Genomic DNA, 14,553 nt, shown 5'->3' on the forward strand with positions numbered 1-14,553 from the left:
GCCCTCACATGTGGGGGACGTCGTCGGGGATGTCGTAGAACGTGGGGTGCCGGTAGACCTTGTCCCCGCTGGGCGCGAAGAACGGGTCCTTCTCGTCCGGCGACGATGCCGTGATGTCGGCAGCCTTGACGACCCAGATGCTCACACCCTCGTTGCGGCGGGTGTAGAGGTCGCGGGCGTTGCTCAGCGCCATCTCGTCGTCGGCGGCGCGCAGCGAGCCCACGTGCACGTGGTTCAGACCTCGCTTGCCCCGCACGAAAACCTCATACAGCGGCCACGTCATGCCACGGCCTCCTTGTGCTTCGCCGCGTGCGCCGCGGCGGCCTCGCGGACCCAGGCGCCGTCCTCGTGTGCCTTGCGCCGGCGCTCGACGCGGATCTTGTTGCACGGCCCGTTGCCGCTGACGACCTCTTTGAAGTGCTCCCAGTCGATCTCACCGAAGTCGTAGTGCCCGCGGTCCGGGTTCCACCTCAGCTCGGGATCCGGCAGCGTGACGCCGAGTTTCTCGGCCTGCGGCACGGACATGTCCACGAACCGCTGGCGCAGCTCGTCATTGGTGTGCCGTTTGATCTTCCAGGCCATCGACTGCGCGGTGTTGGTCGACTCCGCGTCCGGCGGGCCGAACATCATCAAAGATGGCCACCACCAGCGGTTTGTGGCGTCCTGGACCATGTCCCGCTGCGCCTGCGTGCCGGTCATCATCGTCATCAGCAGCTCGTAGCCCTGCCGCTGGTGGAACGACTCCTCCTTGCAGATCCGGATCATCGCCCGCGCGTACGGCCCGTAAGAGCTGCGGCACAACGGAACCTGGTTGCAGATCGCGGCCCCGTCGACCAGCCAGCCGATCACGCCGACGTCCGCGAACGTCAGCGTCGGGTAGTTGAAGATCGAGGAGTACTTCTGCCGCCCGGTGATCAGCCGCTCGGTCAGGTCGGTCCGGTCCGCGCCAAGGGTTTCCGCGGCCGAGTACAGGTAGAGCCCGTGCCCGGCCTCGTCCTGGACCTTCGCGAGCAGGACCGCCTTGCGCCGCAACGAGGGCGCGCGCTTGATCCAGTCACCCTCCGGCTGCATGCCGATGATCTCGGAGTGCGCGTGCTGCGCGATCTGCCGGATCATCGTCTTGCGGTAGCCGTCCGGCACCCAGTCGCGCGGCTCGACCCGCTGGTCGCGCTCGATGGTGTGCTCGAAATGCGCCTCGAGATCGCTCATGACGTCTTCTCCCGCTTGGCAACCAGGGTGAGCACGTCGTACTTGGCGACCGACTCACCGTTCTGGTTGGTCACATCGGTGTCCCAGCGCACCTCGCCGTACTCCTGGTCGTGCCGGGGCGTGATCTGCTTGGCGGTCAACGTGACCGTCAGCGAGTCGCCGGGGAAGGTGGGCGTGAGGAACCGGAGGTTGTCCAGTCCGTAGTTGGCCAGCACCGGGCCCGGGTCGGGCTGGACGAACAGGCCGGCCGCGAACGAGAGCACGAGGTAGCCGTGCGCGACCCGGCCGCCGAAGAACGGGTTGGCCTTGGCGGCATCCTCGTCCATGTGCGCGTAGAACGTGTCCCCGGTGAAGGACGCGAAGTGCTCGATGTCCTCCATGGTCACGGTTCGCGGTCCGGCCACGACCGTGTCGCCCAACCGCAGGTCCTCCAGGTTCTTGCGGAACGGGTGCACGTCGTTGGCAGTAGAACTCCCTGGCACCCAACGGTTTGTGACCGCGGTGATGACCTGCGGGCTGCCCTGCACGGCAGTGCGCTGCATGTGGTGCAGGACGCCCCGGATGCCGCCCATCTCCTCACCACCACCGGCACGCCCCGGTCCACCGTGGACCAACGACGGCAGCGGTGAGCCGTGGCCGGTGTTCTCCTTGGCGTTCACGCTGTCCGTGACGAGGATCCGGCCGTGCCAAGGCGCCACACCGAGAACGACCTCACGCGCGAACGAAGCATCAGACGTGACAACCGATCCCGCGAGGCTGCCCTGTCCCCTGGCCGCCAACGCGATGACGTGCACGGTGTCGTTGTACGGCATCAGCGTGCTGACCGGGCCGAAGGCCTCGACCTCATGCGGCTGCGCCAGCTCCGGGTCGGCGGCAAGCAACAGAACCGGTGAGACGAAAGCGCCTCGCGAAACGTCAGCGTCCACAACGGACACATTGTCCGGGTCGCCGAACACCACCCGCCCGGCCTCCAGCAGTGCCTTGAGCGACCGGCGGACCTCCTCGCGCTGTTCCAGGCTGGCCAGCGCGCCCATCCGGACGTCTGGGTTGCGCGGGTTGCCGACGACGACCTTGGCCAGCCGCGCGGAGGCCGCCTCGGCAACGGCGTCGAGGTGGGCAGCGGGCACGAACGCCCGGCGGATGGCGGTGCACTTCTGCCCCGCCTTGACGGTCATCTCGTTCACGAGCTGCTTGACGAAAAGGTCGAACTCGGGCGTGCCGGGCACGGCGTCCGGGCCGAGGATCGAGCAGTTCAGCGAGTCGGCCTCGGCGTTGAACCGGACCGACCGGCGCACCACGTTCTCGTGGGCGCGCAGGCGTTGCGCCGTGGACGCGGAACCGGTGAAGGACACCAGGTCCTGCTCGGTCAGGTGGTCCAGCAGGTCACCCGCGCCGCCGGCGACAAGCTGCAGCGAGCCCTCGGGCAGGATGCCGGACTCGATGATCAGCTCGACCAGCCGCGCGGTCAGGTACGCGGTCTGCGACGCGGGTTTGATCAGGCTCGGCACTCCGGCGACGAACGCGGGCGCGAACTTCTCCAGCGGGCCCCAGACCGGGAAGTTGAAGGCGTTGATCTGCACCGCGACGCCGTGCAGCGGGGTGCAGATGTGCTGGCCGTAGAAGGTTCCGCCCTTGCCGAGCGGCTCCAGGCCGCCGTCCACGTAGACGGTGTCGTTCGGCAGCTCGCGGCGGCCTTTGCTGGAGTACCCGAACAGCGTGCCGATGCCACCGTCCACATCGAACTTGTTGTCGCCCGCGGTGGCGCCGGTGCGGTGGGACAGGTCGTAGAGATCGGAGCGGTGCTCCATCAGGTGGGAGGCGAGTGCCTTGAGCAGCGCCGCCCGCTGGTGGAAGGTCAGCTCGCGCAATGCGGCGCCCTGCTTGCGGCCGTACTCGAGCGCGGCGGCCATGTCGACCCCGGCCGACGAGATTCGGGCGATCTCCTCGCCGGTGACCGCGTCGTGCAGTGGCGCGCCTTCGTCCGGCGGAGTGTGCCACTGACCGGACACATAGCTGCGCAGCGGAGCCATCCTGGTCGACCTCCCGGCTGAATTACTAACCGTCCGTTCAGTCAGCATGGTAGCTTGGCCGCATGCCCGAGGAAAGCGGTGTCCTGCTGGTACGGGACGGTTCTGTCGCCACCATCACGATGACCAGTCCGTCGCTGACCACCGCGGCGAAGACGGCATTGCTGGACGCGATCACCCAGGTCAGCGACGACGAAGGCATCCGTGCGGTCGTGCTCACCGGCGCCGGGAAGGCATTCAGCATGGGCCAGGACCTGGTCGAGCACGCCGAGGAGCTCAAGCGGGACGCGGCGCACGCGTTCGACACCGTCGGGCAGCACTACAACCCGATCGTCCTGGGCCTGGCGACCATGCCCAAACCGGTCATCGCGGCCATCAACGGCGTCTGCGTCGGCGCCGGCCTCGGCTTTGCCCTCGCGTGTGACCTGCGAATCGCCTCCGCCAAGGCCCGGTTCGGCACGGCCTTCACCGCGATCGGCCTGACCTGCGACTCCGGCCTGTCAGTCACCCTCGCCCGCGCGGTGGGCGCCGCCCGTGCCAGCGAGCTCGTGTTCAACGCGACCATGTTCACCGCCGAGGAGGCCCTGGCCTGGGGGTTGGTCGGCAAGGTCGTGGCACCCGAGGACTTCGCGGCGGAGACGGCCGCCCTCGCGGGCCGGCTCGCCGACGGCCCGACCCTCGCCTACGCCGAGGCCAAGAAGGCCATGGCGGTGTCGCTGGAGGCCGCTCTCCAGGCCGAAGGCGAAGGCCAAGCCCGCCTCGGCGTCACCGAGGACCACCAGAACGCCGTCGAGTCCTTCCTGGCCAAACAACCCCCCAAGTTCCAAGCCCGCTAACCCCGCGTGTCCCACACTCGCCGCCCCCGTGTCCCCCACTCGCCGCCCCCGTGTCCCACACTCGCCCCGGACCAATGGGGATTTCGGGGTCCGCGAGTGTGGGACACGGGGGCGGTGAACGTGGGACACGCGGGTGGGGTCAGCGGCGGACCCGGCGTTCGCGGGTGTCGATCCACACGCCGTGCGCCGGTTGGTCGATCATCGGGTCCGCCCAGCGGACGCGGATGCGGTGCGGCTGCGCCTCCTGCAGCCGCGCCTCGACCCATTCACCCTGCTCGTCCTCGACCCACCACGGGTCGCTCAGGCTGGCCAGCCCGTCCCGCCGGACGATCTCCTCGGCGTCGTCCTGCGAGGCCGGATCCGCCAGGGCGACATGGAACACAGTCAACGGCAGCCATTCGTCGCCCGTAGGCGCCAGATACCCGAGGATCTCGTCGTCCTCGTCCCGGCGGATCGTGATCATGCGTCCCAAGTTACCTGCGCTACCAACAGGTTTACCGGACCAGCGGCCGGACTTCCTCGGCGACGAACCGGACGAAGCCAACTGGGTCGGGTTCGTCGGGAGTTGGCTGGAGGATGACGGTGTCCGCGCCGGCCTGGACCAGGCGGTGGACAGCGTCGGCGATGGCCTGCGCGTCGCCCGCGGCGCCGAGACCCTTGTCCAGGTCCTCGTTCGCGGTCTGCTCGGCACGCAGGCGCTCGGCGGCGCCCGGGCCGGTGGCGGCGGACATGTAGACCACGATTTCGGACTTGGTGTACGCGCGGACCTCCCGAACGCGCTCCGGCGACGAACTCGCGGTGAGCAGGGTTCCGTCGGCGACCTCAGCGCAAAGTTTCAGCGAACGCGCCCCTTCCGCGCCGGCGTAGATCGCGGGCGGCGACAACGGCGGCCATTCCAGGGAGATCTTGTCGAGCTTGACGTACCGGCCGTCGGTGCTGACCTCCTCGCCGTTGAGCAACCCGCGCAACGCGACGAGGTACTCCCGCAGCAGGGTCAGCGGGGACTCGACCCGAGATCCGGTCTGCCCCATCCACCGCTGCACGCCGTGGCCGAACGCGAGGATCGCCCGGTCGCCGAACATCCGGTACAAAGTGGCCGCTTCCATCGCGGTCAACGCCACATTGCGCAACGGCACCGGCAGCAGGCCGACGCCGATGCGCACGTCGGAGGTCCACGCGAGAGCGGCCGCCGCGCTGGCGATCCCGCTCTCGAAGAAGCAGTCCTCCCATAGCCACAACTGTTCCAGCCCCGCGGAGTCCGCGGCCCGAGCGACGTCTCGCAGCCGCTCGGGCGCCACCTGTGGCCGGAACACTGCCCCCAGAACCGTCATCAGCTCACCTTCTCGAACGCCACCGACACTCCTTGCCCCACCCCAACACACAGGGTGGCCAGACCGCGAGTGGAATTCTCCCGCTCGAGCCGGCCGAGCAGGGTCACCACGAGCCGCGCGCCGGAGCAGCCGAGCGGGTGGCCCAGGGCGATCGCGCCGCCGTCGGCGTTCACGCGTTCCTCGTCGAGCTTCAGGCGGCGGATCACGGCGAGGCTCTGCGCGGCGAAGGCCTCGTTCAGCTCGACCGTGAGGTCATCGCGCTGCCAACCGGTGCGGGCGAGCACCTTCTCGGTCGCCGGAACCGGTCCCAGGCCCATGATGTGCGGCTCGACACCCGCGCTCGCGCCCGCGACGACCCGCGCCCGCGGCGTCAGGCCGTACTTTTCCACCGCGGCCTCGCTCGCCAGCACCAAGGCGGCGGCGCCGTCGGAAAGCGGCGACGACGACCCGGCGGTGACGATCCCGTCCTTGCGGAAAACGGTCTTGAGCTGGGCGAGTTTTTCCAAAGTGGTCGATCGCCGCGGCCCCTCGTCGACCGTCACTTCCCCATCCTTCACCGGCACGGGCACGATCTCCCGCTCGAACCGGCCCGCGTCGATCGCGGCGATCGCCTTGGCGTGGCTGCGCAACGAGAAGGCGTCCGACTCCGCACGAGTGATCCCGTCCAGGGCGGCGACCTCCTCCGCGGTCTCCCCCATCGAGATCGTCGTCTTCGCGGGGAACTCGGAGTTGGTGAACCGCCAGCCGAGCGATGTGTCGGCGACCTCACCGGGCTTGGCCCACGGCGTGCCGGGCTTGGCCATCACCCACGGCGCGCGGGTCATCGACTCGACCCCACCGGCCACGACGAGATCGGCCTCGCCGGACTTGATCGCCTGCGCGGCGGACATCACCGCGGTGAGACCGCTGGCGCACAACCGGTTCACGGTGTATCCGGGCACGGTGTGCGGCAGGCCGGCCAGCAACACGGCCATCCGGGCGACGTTGCGATTGTCCTCACCGGACTGGTTCGCGGCGCCGAGAATCACCTCGTCGATGTCGCCGGCAGGGATCCCGGCCCGCCGGACCGCCGCACCCACCACGAGAGCCGCCAGATCATCCGGCCGGACCCCGGCCAGCACGCCGCCGTAACGACCCTGAGCAGTTCGGACACCGTCAACGACAAATGCAGTGCTCATTCGTACTCGCTCCGCTCGCACAGACCCGGCCGCCGACATGCCGGTGCTTTCCGGCCCGCACCGCGCGACCGGCTCCGCATGCCCACCCGCCCGCCGCCGTGCCCGGGGCGGAGCCGGGCGCGTTGCGGGCCGGAAAGCACCGGCGCGGCCATGTCAGCCATACCGGCTATTATCAACCGACTGTTCGGTCAGTCCAAGGTGGTGAATCCGGTGTCACACAGTGCCGCGCACGACATGTTCGAGGCGGATGCCGCGTCCAGGGCACTGGGTATCGAGCTGATCGAAGCAGGTGAGGGCCGGGCCGTCACCAGGATGCGCGTCACCGCGGAGATGGTGAACGGGCACGACATAGCGCACGGCGGATATGTCTTCCTGCTCGCGGACACCACATTCGCGTGCGCGTGCAACAGCTACGGACCGGTAACCGTGGCCGCGGGCGCCGATATCACGTTCGTCACATCCGCCCATCTCGGCGACGAACTGACCGCCACCGCGTCCGAACGGACCAGGTTCGGCCGCAGCGGCATCTATGACGTGACGGTCACCCGCGGCGGTGAGGTCGTGGCGGAGTTCCGCGGGCGCAGCCGGGTGATCGGGAAATGACCCGCCGCGGCCGGCCCGGATACGACCTGGAATCGCTGCTCACGGTCGCGGTCAAGGTGTTCAACGAACGCGGCTACGAGGCCACCAGCATGGAGGAACTGTCCCGCAAGCTCGGAATCACCAAGTCGGCGATCTACTACCACGTGGCGAGCAAGGACGAACTGCTCCGATTGGCCGTCGACCGGGCGCTGGACGGATTGTTCGAAGTGGCCGGCGAGGCGGAGCGAATGGGCGGCCGGGCGATCGACCGGCTGGAGTTCCTGGTCCGCGGCAGCATCAAGGTGCTCGTCGACCGGCTGCCGTTCGTCACCCTGCTGCTGCGGGTGCGGGGCAATACGAAGGTGGAACGGGCCGCGCTGGCCCGGCGCCGCGACTTCGACCACCTGGTCACCGAACTGGTGAAACAGGCCGAGGCCGAGGGCGATGTCCGGCCGGACATCGACCCGGCCATCACCGCGCGGCTGCTGTTCGGCACGGTCAACTCGCTGATCGAGTGGTATCGCCCACGTGGGGGACTCGGCAGCGACGACCTGGCGGATGCCGTCTGCGCCATAGCGTTCAGCGGGTTGCGTGCATCGGAAAATCAGGGCCTCACTGGAAGTGGCTCTCCCCAGCGCCACTTCCAGTAGCCGGACCTCATGAGGAGAAGGCCGGCTCGCCCTTCTTCTTCTTGCCGGTGTGCGCGGCTTCGAACGCGTCGATGACGTTGGCCGGAATGCGGCCGCGGTCGGAAAGCTCGTAGCCGTTCTGCCGGGCCCAGTCGCGGATTGCCTTGGTCTGCTCCCGGCTCGCCGGCGAACCGGGACGCTTCACCGGCGACGAGCCGCGCTTGACCCGCCCACCCGTACGGCGCGCAGAGTTCACGAACTCCTCGAGGCCGGAACGCAGCTTCTCGGCGTTGGCCTCGGTCAGGTCGATCTCGTAGCTCACGCCGTCGAGTGCGAAGCTCACGGTGCTGATGTCGTCGGCGGCGGTGCCGTCGAGGTCATCAACCAACTGGACGGTGACCCTCTGAGCCATTAAAGGTTACCTCGATTTGTGACAGTGGTGACAACGGGTAACTCCCACAGGATGGAATGCCGCGGGTGTTAAGCAGACTATAGATCGCCACTACCACTACTTCGCAACTACCGGGTCTTCTTGGGCGCGTCGGGAACGCGACACTTGGGCGCGCCGGGAACCGACACGCCGAGGGTCAGATGGGTTTTCCGTTGATGGTCACGTTAGTGAACTTCCGGCCGTCGACGTTGTTCAGTATGTTCGAGGTGTTGGACACACCGGCGAACTTGCAGTCGGTGGCGACCAGCCCCTTGATGTGGGCATTGGACAGCCCGCTCACGTCGAACACCCGCTCGGCCTTGGTACAGGAGGAGTTACTGATGGCAAAGGGGCCGAAGGCGGGCGGGAAGTTCCCGGTCTGGTTGTTGTAGGTGGTGGTGACGAAGAAGACGGAACGCTGGAAGGTCCCGGACACGCTGTCCAGGTTGATGTTCTGGGAGAATCCGCCGCGTTTGGTGTTCGACTTCACGTACAGGGCGAACTTGGTCGCGCCGGTGACATTCAACTTGTAGGCGTAGACGTTCCTAATACCGCCCGTCTGCTCTGAGCCGCAGGTGATCGCTCCCCAGTTGCCGTTCATCGCACAGTTGACCACCACGAGGTTCTGACAGGGCACGTTGACCCGGCGGCCGTCCTCGTCGCGGCCGGACTTGATGGCGATGTTGTCGTCGTGTGCGCCCAGGTTGCAGTTGGTGATGACCACGTGATCACACGACTCCGGATCGCAGCCGTCGGTGTTCGACGATGCCGTGCTCGGGTCGGTGCTGACGCCGTCGACTGTCACGTTCTTGCACAGCGTCGGGTGGATCTGCCAGAACTTGGGGTTTTTCAGGGTGACCCCCTGGATGAGAACCGTGTCGCAGTTGTACGGCTCAATGAAGGTGGACCGGGCGGTATGCCCGGAACCCGGAAAGACCCGTTTGGCCGGGTCGGTCACGCCCGCCGCGATCCGGGATTCCAGCCAGGCCCGGTCGGAGCCCTTGTTCCAGGAGGAAGTGGCGTTCGCGTCCAGAGTGCCACTTCCGGTCAGGGCGATGTTCGTCTGGCCGTGGGCATACACCATGGGCGAGCGGTTCATGCACTCAATGCCCTCGTACCGGGTGAGCACGGTGGGATATTTGGCCGAGTCCCCGCTGAACTTGAGCACCGCCCCGGATTCCAGGTGGAAGTCCACGTTGCTCTTCAGGTGAATCGCCCCGGTGACATAGTTCCCCTTGGGGACGATGACGTGCCCGCCGCCCGCGGCGTTCGCCGCCGCGATGGCCTTGGCGAAGGCCGCCGTGTTGTCGGTCTTGTTGTCGCCTTTTGCGCCGAACTGCGGGTCGGTCGCGAGAAAATTCACGCTGGGAAAAATCGGGAGCTTGGTGGCCGCCACGATGTCGTTGGCCTCGGGCCATGGCAGCACGGGTATCGCGGCGGTGAGCTGTACGGGCGAGGCCGCGAACGCGTCGCGGATGAGCGCGGGGGACACCACGGCCGTGGCCGCCACCACCACTCCGGTCCTCAGCAGCTGCCGGCGATCCATCCCTACCTCCAGGTCGTCGTTGATGGGTGCAGGTACCTGGCGGCGGACTTTCTGACTGTAAACGTTTACATGGGGTCACGTCCAGGCCACACCGCGTCGAGCGACGAATGCACTATTGCCAGACACTGGCGACAACCGCTGACTGGCGATTAGGGTGAATCGACCGTTCTAAAGGAGGCTGGCATGTCCACCCCGGTGGCGATGCACATGAGCGACGGCCTGCTCAACGTCCCGACATCGATCCTGTTCGGCGCGGTGGCCATCGTCGGATTGGCTGTGGCGACCGTCGGCGCGCGCCGCGACCTGGACGACCGCACGGCGCCGATGGCCGGCCTGGTGGCGGCCTTCATCTTCGCCGTGCAGATGCTGAACTTCCCGGTGCTGGCCGGGGTGAGCGGGCACCTGCTGGGCGGCGCGCTCGCGGCCATCCTGGTGGGGCCGTTCACCGGCGCCCTGTGCGTGACGATCGTCCTTGTCCTGCAATGCTTCTTGTTCGCCGACGGCGGCCTGTCCGCGTTGGGCGCGAACATCACCAACATGGCGCTGATCGGTACCGCCGCCGGGTTCCTGGTCGCGCTGGCGTTGAAGAAACTGGCCGCTCGCACCAAGTTCGGGCTGGCGTTCACCGCGTTCGCCGCGGCCTTCGTGAATACGGTCATCGCGTCGCTGGGGTTCGTGCTGGAGTTCGCCCTCGGTGGTGACCCCGCGTTCGCCCTGGGTGGGGTCATCGCCACGATCGTGGGCGTGCACTGCCTGATCGGGATCGGCGAGGGCATCATCACCGCGCTGACCGTCACGGCGGTCGCGTCGATCCGGCCCGACCTGGTCTACCTGCTGCGGGGCACGCAGCGCCCGCTCGTGCTCAAGGAGGCCGCGCTGTGAGGAACCGGACCCTGTTCTTCGTCGGTTTCGCTTTGGTGGCCCTGATCCTGGCCGGCGGCGTGTCCTACTTCGCATCCTCCAGCCCGGACGGCCTGGACGCCACGACCCAGCAGGGCTGCACGGTCGGCCCGGACGACGAGCTGACCGGGACCTGCATCGCGCAGAACGCCCAGGACCACGCGCTGAAGTCCGGGCCGCTGGCCGACTACACGGTCAACGGGAACGACGGCCTGACCGGAGTCGCGGGTGTGATCGGCGTGATCGCGACGCTCGCCGTGGCCGGTGGCCTGTTCTGGTTGCTGCGTAAGCGAACCCCGACGGAATCCTGATGGGCGCGGGACACGCGCACCTGCTCTACCGGGCGGGTTCGTCACCGGTGCACAGCCTGGCGCCGCAGGTGAAGATCGTTTCGGCGTTGGCCATGGTGCTGTGCGTTGTGGCCACGCCGCGGACCGAGTACTGGGCGTTCGGCGGGTATCTGGCCGTGCTGGTCGCGGTCTGGGTGGTCGCGCGGATTCCGTTGCGGTGGTTCGCCGCGCGGGCGTTGATCGAGGCGCCGTTCGTGATCCTGGCTCTGCTGCTGCCTTTCGTGGGCGGTGGCGAGCGCACGGAGTTCCTCGGGATGTCGGTGTCCGTGGCGGGTTCGTTGGCCGGGTGGAACATCCTGGTCAAGGGGACGCTCGGGGTGCTGGTGTCGTTGACGCTGGCCGGGACGACCACCCAACGTGACCTTCTGGTTGGGCTGCAACGGTTGCGGGTGCCGAGCCTGCTGATCACCATTGCCACGCTGATGATGCGGTATGCCGAGGTGATCGCCGGGGAGGCCCGGCGGATGCGGATCGCGCGTATTTCCCGCGGCCATGATCCGCGTTTCCTCTGGCAGGTGGGGGCTACCGCTCGGGCGGTCGGGACTTTGTTCGTGCGGGCTTACGAACGCGGCGAGCGCGTGCACGTCGCCATGGTGTCGCGGGGGTGGACCGGGGTCATGCCGACGGTGGCCCAGCCCGCGGCCGTACCACTGTGGATCGCGGGCCTCCTGCCCGCGCTGGTGTCCGCTCTGACGCTTACGGTGGCGCTGTGGACATAACGACACCCGCCTTACACGTCGAACGCCTGGCGTACGCCTACCCAGACGGCACTCAGGCCCTGTTCGGCGTGGATCTGCGGATCGACCCGGGCGAGCGCGTGGCCCTGCTCGGCCCCAACGGCGCGGGCAAGACCACGCTCGTCATGCACCTCAACGGCGTCCTCCAGGGCGGCACGGGAAACATCGCCATCGCTGGACTGCCAGTGTCCAAGGCGAACCTCAAGGAGATCCGCCGCCGCGTCGGCGTCGTCTTCCAGGATCCCGACGACCAGCTGTTTATGCCCACGGTCGCCGAGGACGTGGCTTTCGGGCCCGCGAACTTCGGCGTCACCGGCCCCGACCTGGAAAACGCCGTCACAGCAGCGCTTTCAGCGGTCGGGATGGACGATTTCCGGTCACGGTCGCCGTTGCACCTTTCGTTCGGTCAACGCCGACGGGTCGCGGTGGCCACGGTATTGGCCTGCGACCCGGAGATCCTTGTCCTGGACGAACCCTCGGCCAACCTCGAGCCGATCGCCCGCCGGGAGCTGGCCGAGCTCCTGCTGAGCTTGGACCGGACCATGCTGATGGTCACGCACGACCTGCCGTACGCGCTCCAGTTGTGCCCGCGCAGCATCCTCCTTGACGGTGGCGTCATCGTCGCCGACGGCCCGACCGAGAAGATCCTGTCCGACACCGAGCTGCTGGCCCAGCACCGCCTCGAACTGCCGTACGGTTTCACGCTATAGCTCGAACCCCGCCGGGAACGGATCGGTGGGGTCGAGCAAGTACTGCGCCATACCGGTGATCCACGCGCGTCCACTCACCGTCGGCACGACCGCTTTCAGCCCACCGACCTCCGTTTCCTCTATCAGCCGCCCAACAAACCGAGTGCCCAGCAGGGACTCGTTCACGAAGTCGGTGTTCAACGACAGTTCGCCACGCGTGTGCAACTGAGCCATCCGAGCCGAAGTCCCCGTCCCACAAGGAGACCGGTCGAACCACCCCGGATGAATGACCATGGCGTTGCGCGAATCGCTGCCATCCACCCCGTCCGCCACCAGCTGAACGTGCTTACACCCACCGATCTCCGGGCTTTCCGGGTGAACCGGCCGGTTCTGTTCGTTGATCGCGTCCATGATGGCCAGCCCGACACCGAGCATCCGGTCCTTCTCGGCACGGTCAAAGGGAATCTTCAGATCCTCGATCGGCAGGATCGCATAGAAGTTCCCGCCATACGCCATGTCATAACGAACCTCCCCCACCCCCGGAACATCCACCACCGCGTCCAACTCCAACGTGAACGACGGAACATTGCGAAGGGTCACCGCCTCCGCATGCCCATCCACCACTGCGACTTCGGCCGTCACCAACCCCGCAGGCGTGTCGAGCCGCACGGTCGTCACCGGCTCGACAACCTCGACCATCCCCGTTTCCACGAGAACGGTCGCCACCCCAATTGTCCCGTGCCCACACATCGGCAGACACCCGGAAACCTCGATGTAGATAACACCGGTGTCGGCATCGTCCCGTGTGGACGGTTGCAGAATCGCCCCACTCATCGCAGCATGCCCACGCGGCTCGTTCATCAGCAACTTCCGCACATCATCCATGTGCGCCATGAAGTGCAACCGTTTCGCCGCCATCGTCTCACCCGGCACGACACCAACCCCACCCGTCACCACCCGGGTAGGCATCCCCTCCGTGTGCGAGTCAACGGCAGTGAAATAACGCTTGGCCCTCATTGGATCCCACCCACAGCCCGCTCCATGTCAGCAGTCAGCTGCGCAACCTGCTCCGCCGACAACGCCCCACGCGGCGGCCGGCACGGCCCCCCATACCGCCCCACGAAGTCCATCCCGAACTTGATGGCCTGCACGAACTCGGTCCGCGAGTCCCACCGGAATGCCGCGACAACCGCCTCATACAACGCCCGCGCCTCACTGAGTTTCCCGGCCATCGCCAACTCGAAGAGCCGCACAGAAGCCTCGGGGAACACGTTGGGAAACCCAGCAAACCAGCCAGTAGCCCCCATCAGAACGGACTCGAGCAGAACGTCATCCGCTCCAGCCACCACAGTGAGATCAGGCGCGATCTCCCGGATCTCGGTGACCCGCCGAACATCCCCAGAGAACTCCTTGACAGCAACAACATTGTCGATCTGCGCGATCTCCGCCAACACCTCAGGCGTCAGATCAACCTTGGTATCAAAAGGATTGTTGTAAACCATCACCGGCAACCCCACAGAAGCAACCGCCTCGAAGTGCGCCACAACCTCCCCTCGATTAGCCCGGTAGAGCGTAGGAGGCAGACACAGAACCCCATCCGCCCCATCCTCCGCAGCACACTCGGCCCAATACCGCGCCTGATGACTCCCAACCCCATGAACCCCAACAACAACAATCCCGCCACCGCCACCACCCACAGCCTCCACCGCCGTCCTCGCCACCCGCCGCCGTTCCTCATCCGTCAACGACGAGTACTCCCCCAACGACCCATTGGGCCCAACCCCCCGACACCCAGAAGAAACCAGCCACCGGCAGTGCTCGGCATACCGATCAAAATCCACCCGAAGCCCTGCCGGAGCCCCAGAATCCGGAACATAAGGCAAAGCAGTAGCAACAATAACCCCATCCAACACCACGACACACACTCCTTAGTGAGAACTGGTTTCCCCAACGCGCGCCCGCGCAACAGCTGTCCTTCGTGTCCTCTCCCTCCCGTATGGCCTGGGCGAAGCCGACCACATCTGTCAAGTGGGGGCCGCCAACGAATCCCGGTCCGCCCACGGACCCCAACCACGCTGAAGGCCATACGGACCGGCACAACGCTGGAAG

General features: G+C 67.1%; 17 protein-coding genes. 7 read left to right on the forward strand and 10 right to left on the reverse strand.

The annotated features are described in order from the left end of the window. Positions 1 to 4 precede the first annotated feature (4 nt). The 3 genes from paaB to paaZ are packed head-to-tail and all read right to left on the reverse strand — an operon-like array spanning position 5 to position 3,239. Positions 5 to 283: a 1,2-phenylacetyl-CoA epoxidase subunit PaaB gene (gene paaB, locus AB0J95_RS11145; RefSeq protein WP_364755621.1), complete on the reverse strand. Its 279-nt coding sequence runs from the start codon at positions 281 to 283 to the stop codon at positions 5 to 7. Next, positions 280 to 1,209 carry a 1,2-phenylacetyl-CoA epoxidase subunit PaaA gene (gene paaA, locus AB0J95_RS11150; protein ID WP_364755624.1) on the reverse strand — a complete coding sequence of 310 codons (930 nt, stop codon included), beginning with the start codon at positions 1,207 to 1,209 and terminating at the stop codon, positions 280 to 282. The genes paaB and paaA overlap by 4 nt, the downstream gene beginning before the upstream one ends. Beyond that, positions 1,206 to 3,239: a phenylacetic acid degradation bifunctional protein PaaZ gene (paaZ, locus tag AB0J95_RS11155; protein WP_364755627.1), complete on the reverse strand. Its 2,034-nt coding sequence runs from the start codon at positions 3,237 to 3,239 to the stop codon at positions 1,206 to 1,208. The genes paaA and paaZ overlap by 4 nt, the downstream gene beginning before the upstream one ends. Positions 3,240 to 3,301: 62 nt before the next feature. Between paaZ and AB0J95_RS11160 the strand changes: the two genes are divergently transcribed. Continuing rightward, the gene (locus tag AB0J95_RS11160) at positions 3,302 to 4,072 is read left to right on the forward strand and encodes an enoyl-CoA hydratase-related protein (protein ID WP_364755630.1); all 771 of its coding nucleotides are present in this window, start codon (positions 3,302 to 3,304) and stop codon (positions 4,070 to 4,072) included. Positions 4,073 to 4,211: 139 nt separating this feature from the next. Here the strand turns inward: AB0J95_RS11160 and AB0J95_RS11165 are convergent, their stop codons facing one another. The 3 genes from AB0J95_RS11165 to AB0J95_RS11175 are packed head-to-tail and all read right to left on the reverse strand — an operon-like array spanning position 4,212 to position 6,581. Beyond that, the gene (locus AB0J95_RS11165) at positions 4,212 to 4,535 is read right to left on the reverse strand and encodes a hypothetical protein (protein WP_364755633.1); all 324 of its coding nucleotides are present in this window, start codon (positions 4,533 to 4,535) and stop codon (positions 4,212 to 4,214) included. Positions 4,536 to 4,566: 31 nt separating this feature from the next. Further along, the gene (locus tag AB0J95_RS11170) at positions 4,567 to 5,403 is read right to left on the reverse strand and encodes an LLM class flavin-dependent oxidoreductase (protein WP_364755636.1); all 837 of its coding nucleotides are present in this window, start codon (positions 5,401 to 5,403) and stop codon (positions 4,567 to 4,569) included. After that, positions 5,403 to 6,581 carry a thiolase family protein gene (locus tag AB0J95_RS11175; RefSeq protein WP_364755639.1) on the reverse strand — a complete coding sequence of 393 codons (1,179 nt, stop codon included), beginning with the start codon at positions 6,579 to 6,581 and terminating at the stop codon, positions 5,403 to 5,405. The genes AB0J95_RS11170 and AB0J95_RS11175 overlap by 1 nt, the downstream gene beginning before the upstream one ends. Before the next feature lie 234 nt (positions 6,582 to 6,815). On the opposite strand from AB0J95_RS11175, the gene paaI reads away from it, so the two are divergent. Together paaI and AB0J95_RS11185 are read left to right on the forward strand one after the other, a co-directional pair. Further along, positions 6,816 to 7,184, forward strand: coding sequence for a hydroxyphenylacetyl-CoA thioesterase PaaI (gene paaI / locus AB0J95_RS11180; RefSeq protein ID WP_364756175.1), 369 nt, complete (start codon positions 6,816 to 6,818; stop codon positions 7,182 to 7,184). Then, positions 7,181 to 7,813, forward strand: a complete 633-nt coding sequence (locus AB0J95_RS11185) for a TetR/AcrR family transcriptional regulator (RefSeq protein ID WP_364755641.1) — start codon at positions 7,181 to 7,183, stop codon at positions 7,811 to 7,813. The genes paaI and AB0J95_RS11185 overlap by 4 nt, the downstream gene beginning before the upstream one ends. 7 nt (positions 7,814 to 7,820) lie before the next feature. Here AB0J95_RS11185 and AB0J95_RS11190 read toward each other — a convergent pair whose 3' ends face one another. Beyond that, the gene (locus AB0J95_RS11190; RefSeq protein ID WP_364755643.1) at positions 7,821 to 8,204 is read right to left on the reverse strand and encodes an Lsr2 family protein; all 384 of its coding nucleotides are present in this window, start codon (positions 8,202 to 8,204) and stop codon (positions 7,821 to 7,823) included. A 175-nt stretch (positions 8,205 to 8,379) separates the two neighbouring features. Beyond that, a complete protein-coding gene (locus AB0J95_RS11195; RefSeq protein ID WP_364755645.1) occupies positions 8,380 to 9,768 on the reverse strand; it encodes a glycosyl hydrolase family 28 protein in 1,389 nt (462 codons plus the stop codon). Positions 9,769 to 9,951: 183 nt separating this feature from the next. Between AB0J95_RS11195 and AB0J95_RS11200 the strand changes: the two genes are divergently transcribed. Genes AB0J95_RS11200 through AB0J95_RS11215 form a run of 4 tightly spaced genes read left to right on the forward strand, consistent with a single transcriptional unit; the run spans position 9,952 to position 12,465 of the window. Beyond that, positions 9,952 to 10,650 carry an energy-coupling factor ABC transporter permease gene (locus tag AB0J95_RS11200; protein WP_364755647.1) on the forward strand — a complete coding sequence of 233 codons (699 nt, stop codon included), beginning with the start codon at positions 9,952 to 9,954 and terminating at the stop codon, positions 10,648 to 10,650. Continuing rightward, a complete protein-coding gene (locus AB0J95_RS11205; RefSeq protein WP_364755650.1) occupies positions 10,647 to 10,979 on the forward strand; it encodes a PDGLE domain-containing protein in 333 nt (110 codons plus the stop codon). Before AB0J95_RS11200 ends, AB0J95_RS11205 begins: the two co-directional genes overlap by 4 nt. Then, positions 10,979 to 11,737, forward strand: a complete 759-nt coding sequence (gene cbiQ, locus AB0J95_RS11210; RefSeq protein WP_364755653.1) for a cobalt ECF transporter T component CbiQ — start codon at positions 10,979 to 10,981, stop codon at positions 11,735 to 11,737. Before AB0J95_RS11205 ends, cbiQ begins: the two co-directional genes overlap by 1 nt. Then, positions 11,728 to 12,465 (forward strand): ABC transporter ATP-binding protein, encoded by a 738-nt coding sequence (locus AB0J95_RS11215; protein WP_364755655.1) that lies wholly within the window; start codon positions 11,728 to 11,730, stop codon positions 12,463 to 12,465. The genes cbiQ and AB0J95_RS11215 overlap by 10 nt, the downstream gene beginning before the upstream one ends. On the opposite strand, the gene AB0J95_RS11220 is transcribed toward AB0J95_RS11215, so the two are convergent. Next, the gene (locus AB0J95_RS11220; RefSeq protein WP_364755657.1) at positions 12,460 to 13,461 is read right to left on the reverse strand and encodes a proline racemase family protein; all 1,002 of its coding nucleotides are present in this window, start codon (positions 13,459 to 13,461) and stop codon (positions 12,460 to 12,462) included. The two genes, AB0J95_RS11215 and AB0J95_RS11220, sit on opposite strands and share 6 nt — an antisense overlap. Beyond that, positions 13,458 to 14,369 carry a dihydrodipicolinate synthase family protein gene (locus AB0J95_RS11225; RefSeq protein WP_364755659.1) on the reverse strand — a complete coding sequence of 304 codons (912 nt, stop codon included), beginning with the start codon at positions 14,367 to 14,369 and terminating at the stop codon, positions 13,458 to 13,460. Before AB0J95_RS11225 ends, AB0J95_RS11220 begins: the two co-directional genes overlap by 4 nt. Positions 14,370 to 14,553: the final 184 nt, after the last annotated feature.

Origin of the sequence: Actinocrispum sp. NPDC049592 (assembly GCF_040675465.1) — a bacterium.
GTDB lineage: Bacteria > Actinomycetota > Actinomycetes > Mycobacteriales > Pseudonocardiaceae > Kibdelosporangium.

Bases quoted from the DNA above. Each gene is read 5' to 3' on its own strand.
- paaB (WP_364755621.1), bottom strand. From the start codon at position 283: ATGACGTGGCCGCTGTATGAGGTTTTCGTGCGGGGCAAGCGAGGTCTG.
- paaA (WP_364755624.1), bottom strand. From the start codon at position 1,209: ATGAGCGATCTCGAGGCGCATTTCGAGCACACCATCGAGCGCGACCAG.
- paaZ (WP_364755627.1), bottom strand. From the start codon at position 3,239: ATGGCTCCGCTGCGCAGCTATGTGTCCGGTCAGTGGCACACTCCGCCG.
- AB0J95_RS11160 (WP_364755630.1), top strand. From the start codon at position 3,302: ATGCCCGAGGAAAGCGGTGTCCTGCTGGTACGGGACGGTTCTGTCGCC.
- AB0J95_RS11165 (WP_364755633.1), bottom strand. From the start codon at position 4,535: ATGATCACGATCCGCCGGGACGAGGACGACGAGATCCTCGGGTATCTG.
- AB0J95_RS11170 (WP_364755636.1), bottom strand. From the start codon at position 5,403: ATGACGGTTCTGGGGGCAGTGTTCCGGCCACAGGTGGCGCCCGAGCGG.
- AB0J95_RS11175 (WP_364755639.1), bottom strand. From the start codon at position 6,581: ATGAGCACTGCATTTGTCGTTGACGGTGTCCGAACTGCTCAGGGTCGT.
- paaI (WP_364756175.1), top strand. From the start codon at position 6,816: ATGTTCGAGGCGGATGCCGCGTCCAGGGCACTGGGTATCGAGCTGATC.
- AB0J95_RS11185 (WP_364755641.1), top strand. From the start codon at position 7,181: ATGACCCGCCGCGGCCGGCCCGGATACGACCTGGAATCGCTGCTCACG.
- AB0J95_RS11190 (WP_364755643.1), bottom strand. From the start codon at position 8,204: ATGGCTCAGAGGGTCACCGTCCAGTTGGTTGATGACCTCGACGGCACC.
- AB0J95_RS11195 (WP_364755645.1), bottom strand. From the start codon at position 9,768: ATGGATCGCCGGCAGCTGCTGAGGACCGGAGTGGTGGTGGCGGCCACG.
- AB0J95_RS11200 (WP_364755647.1), top strand. From the start codon at position 9,952: ATGTCCACCCCGGTGGCGATGCACATGAGCGACGGCCTGCTCAACGTC.
- cbiQ (WP_364755653.1), top strand. From the start codon at position 10,979: ATGGGCGCGGGACACGCGCACCTGCTCTACCGGGCGGGTTCGTCACCG.
- AB0J95_RS11220 (WP_364755657.1), bottom strand. From the start codon at position 13,461: ATGAGGGCCAAGCGTTATTTCACTGCCGTTGACTCGCACACGGAGGGG.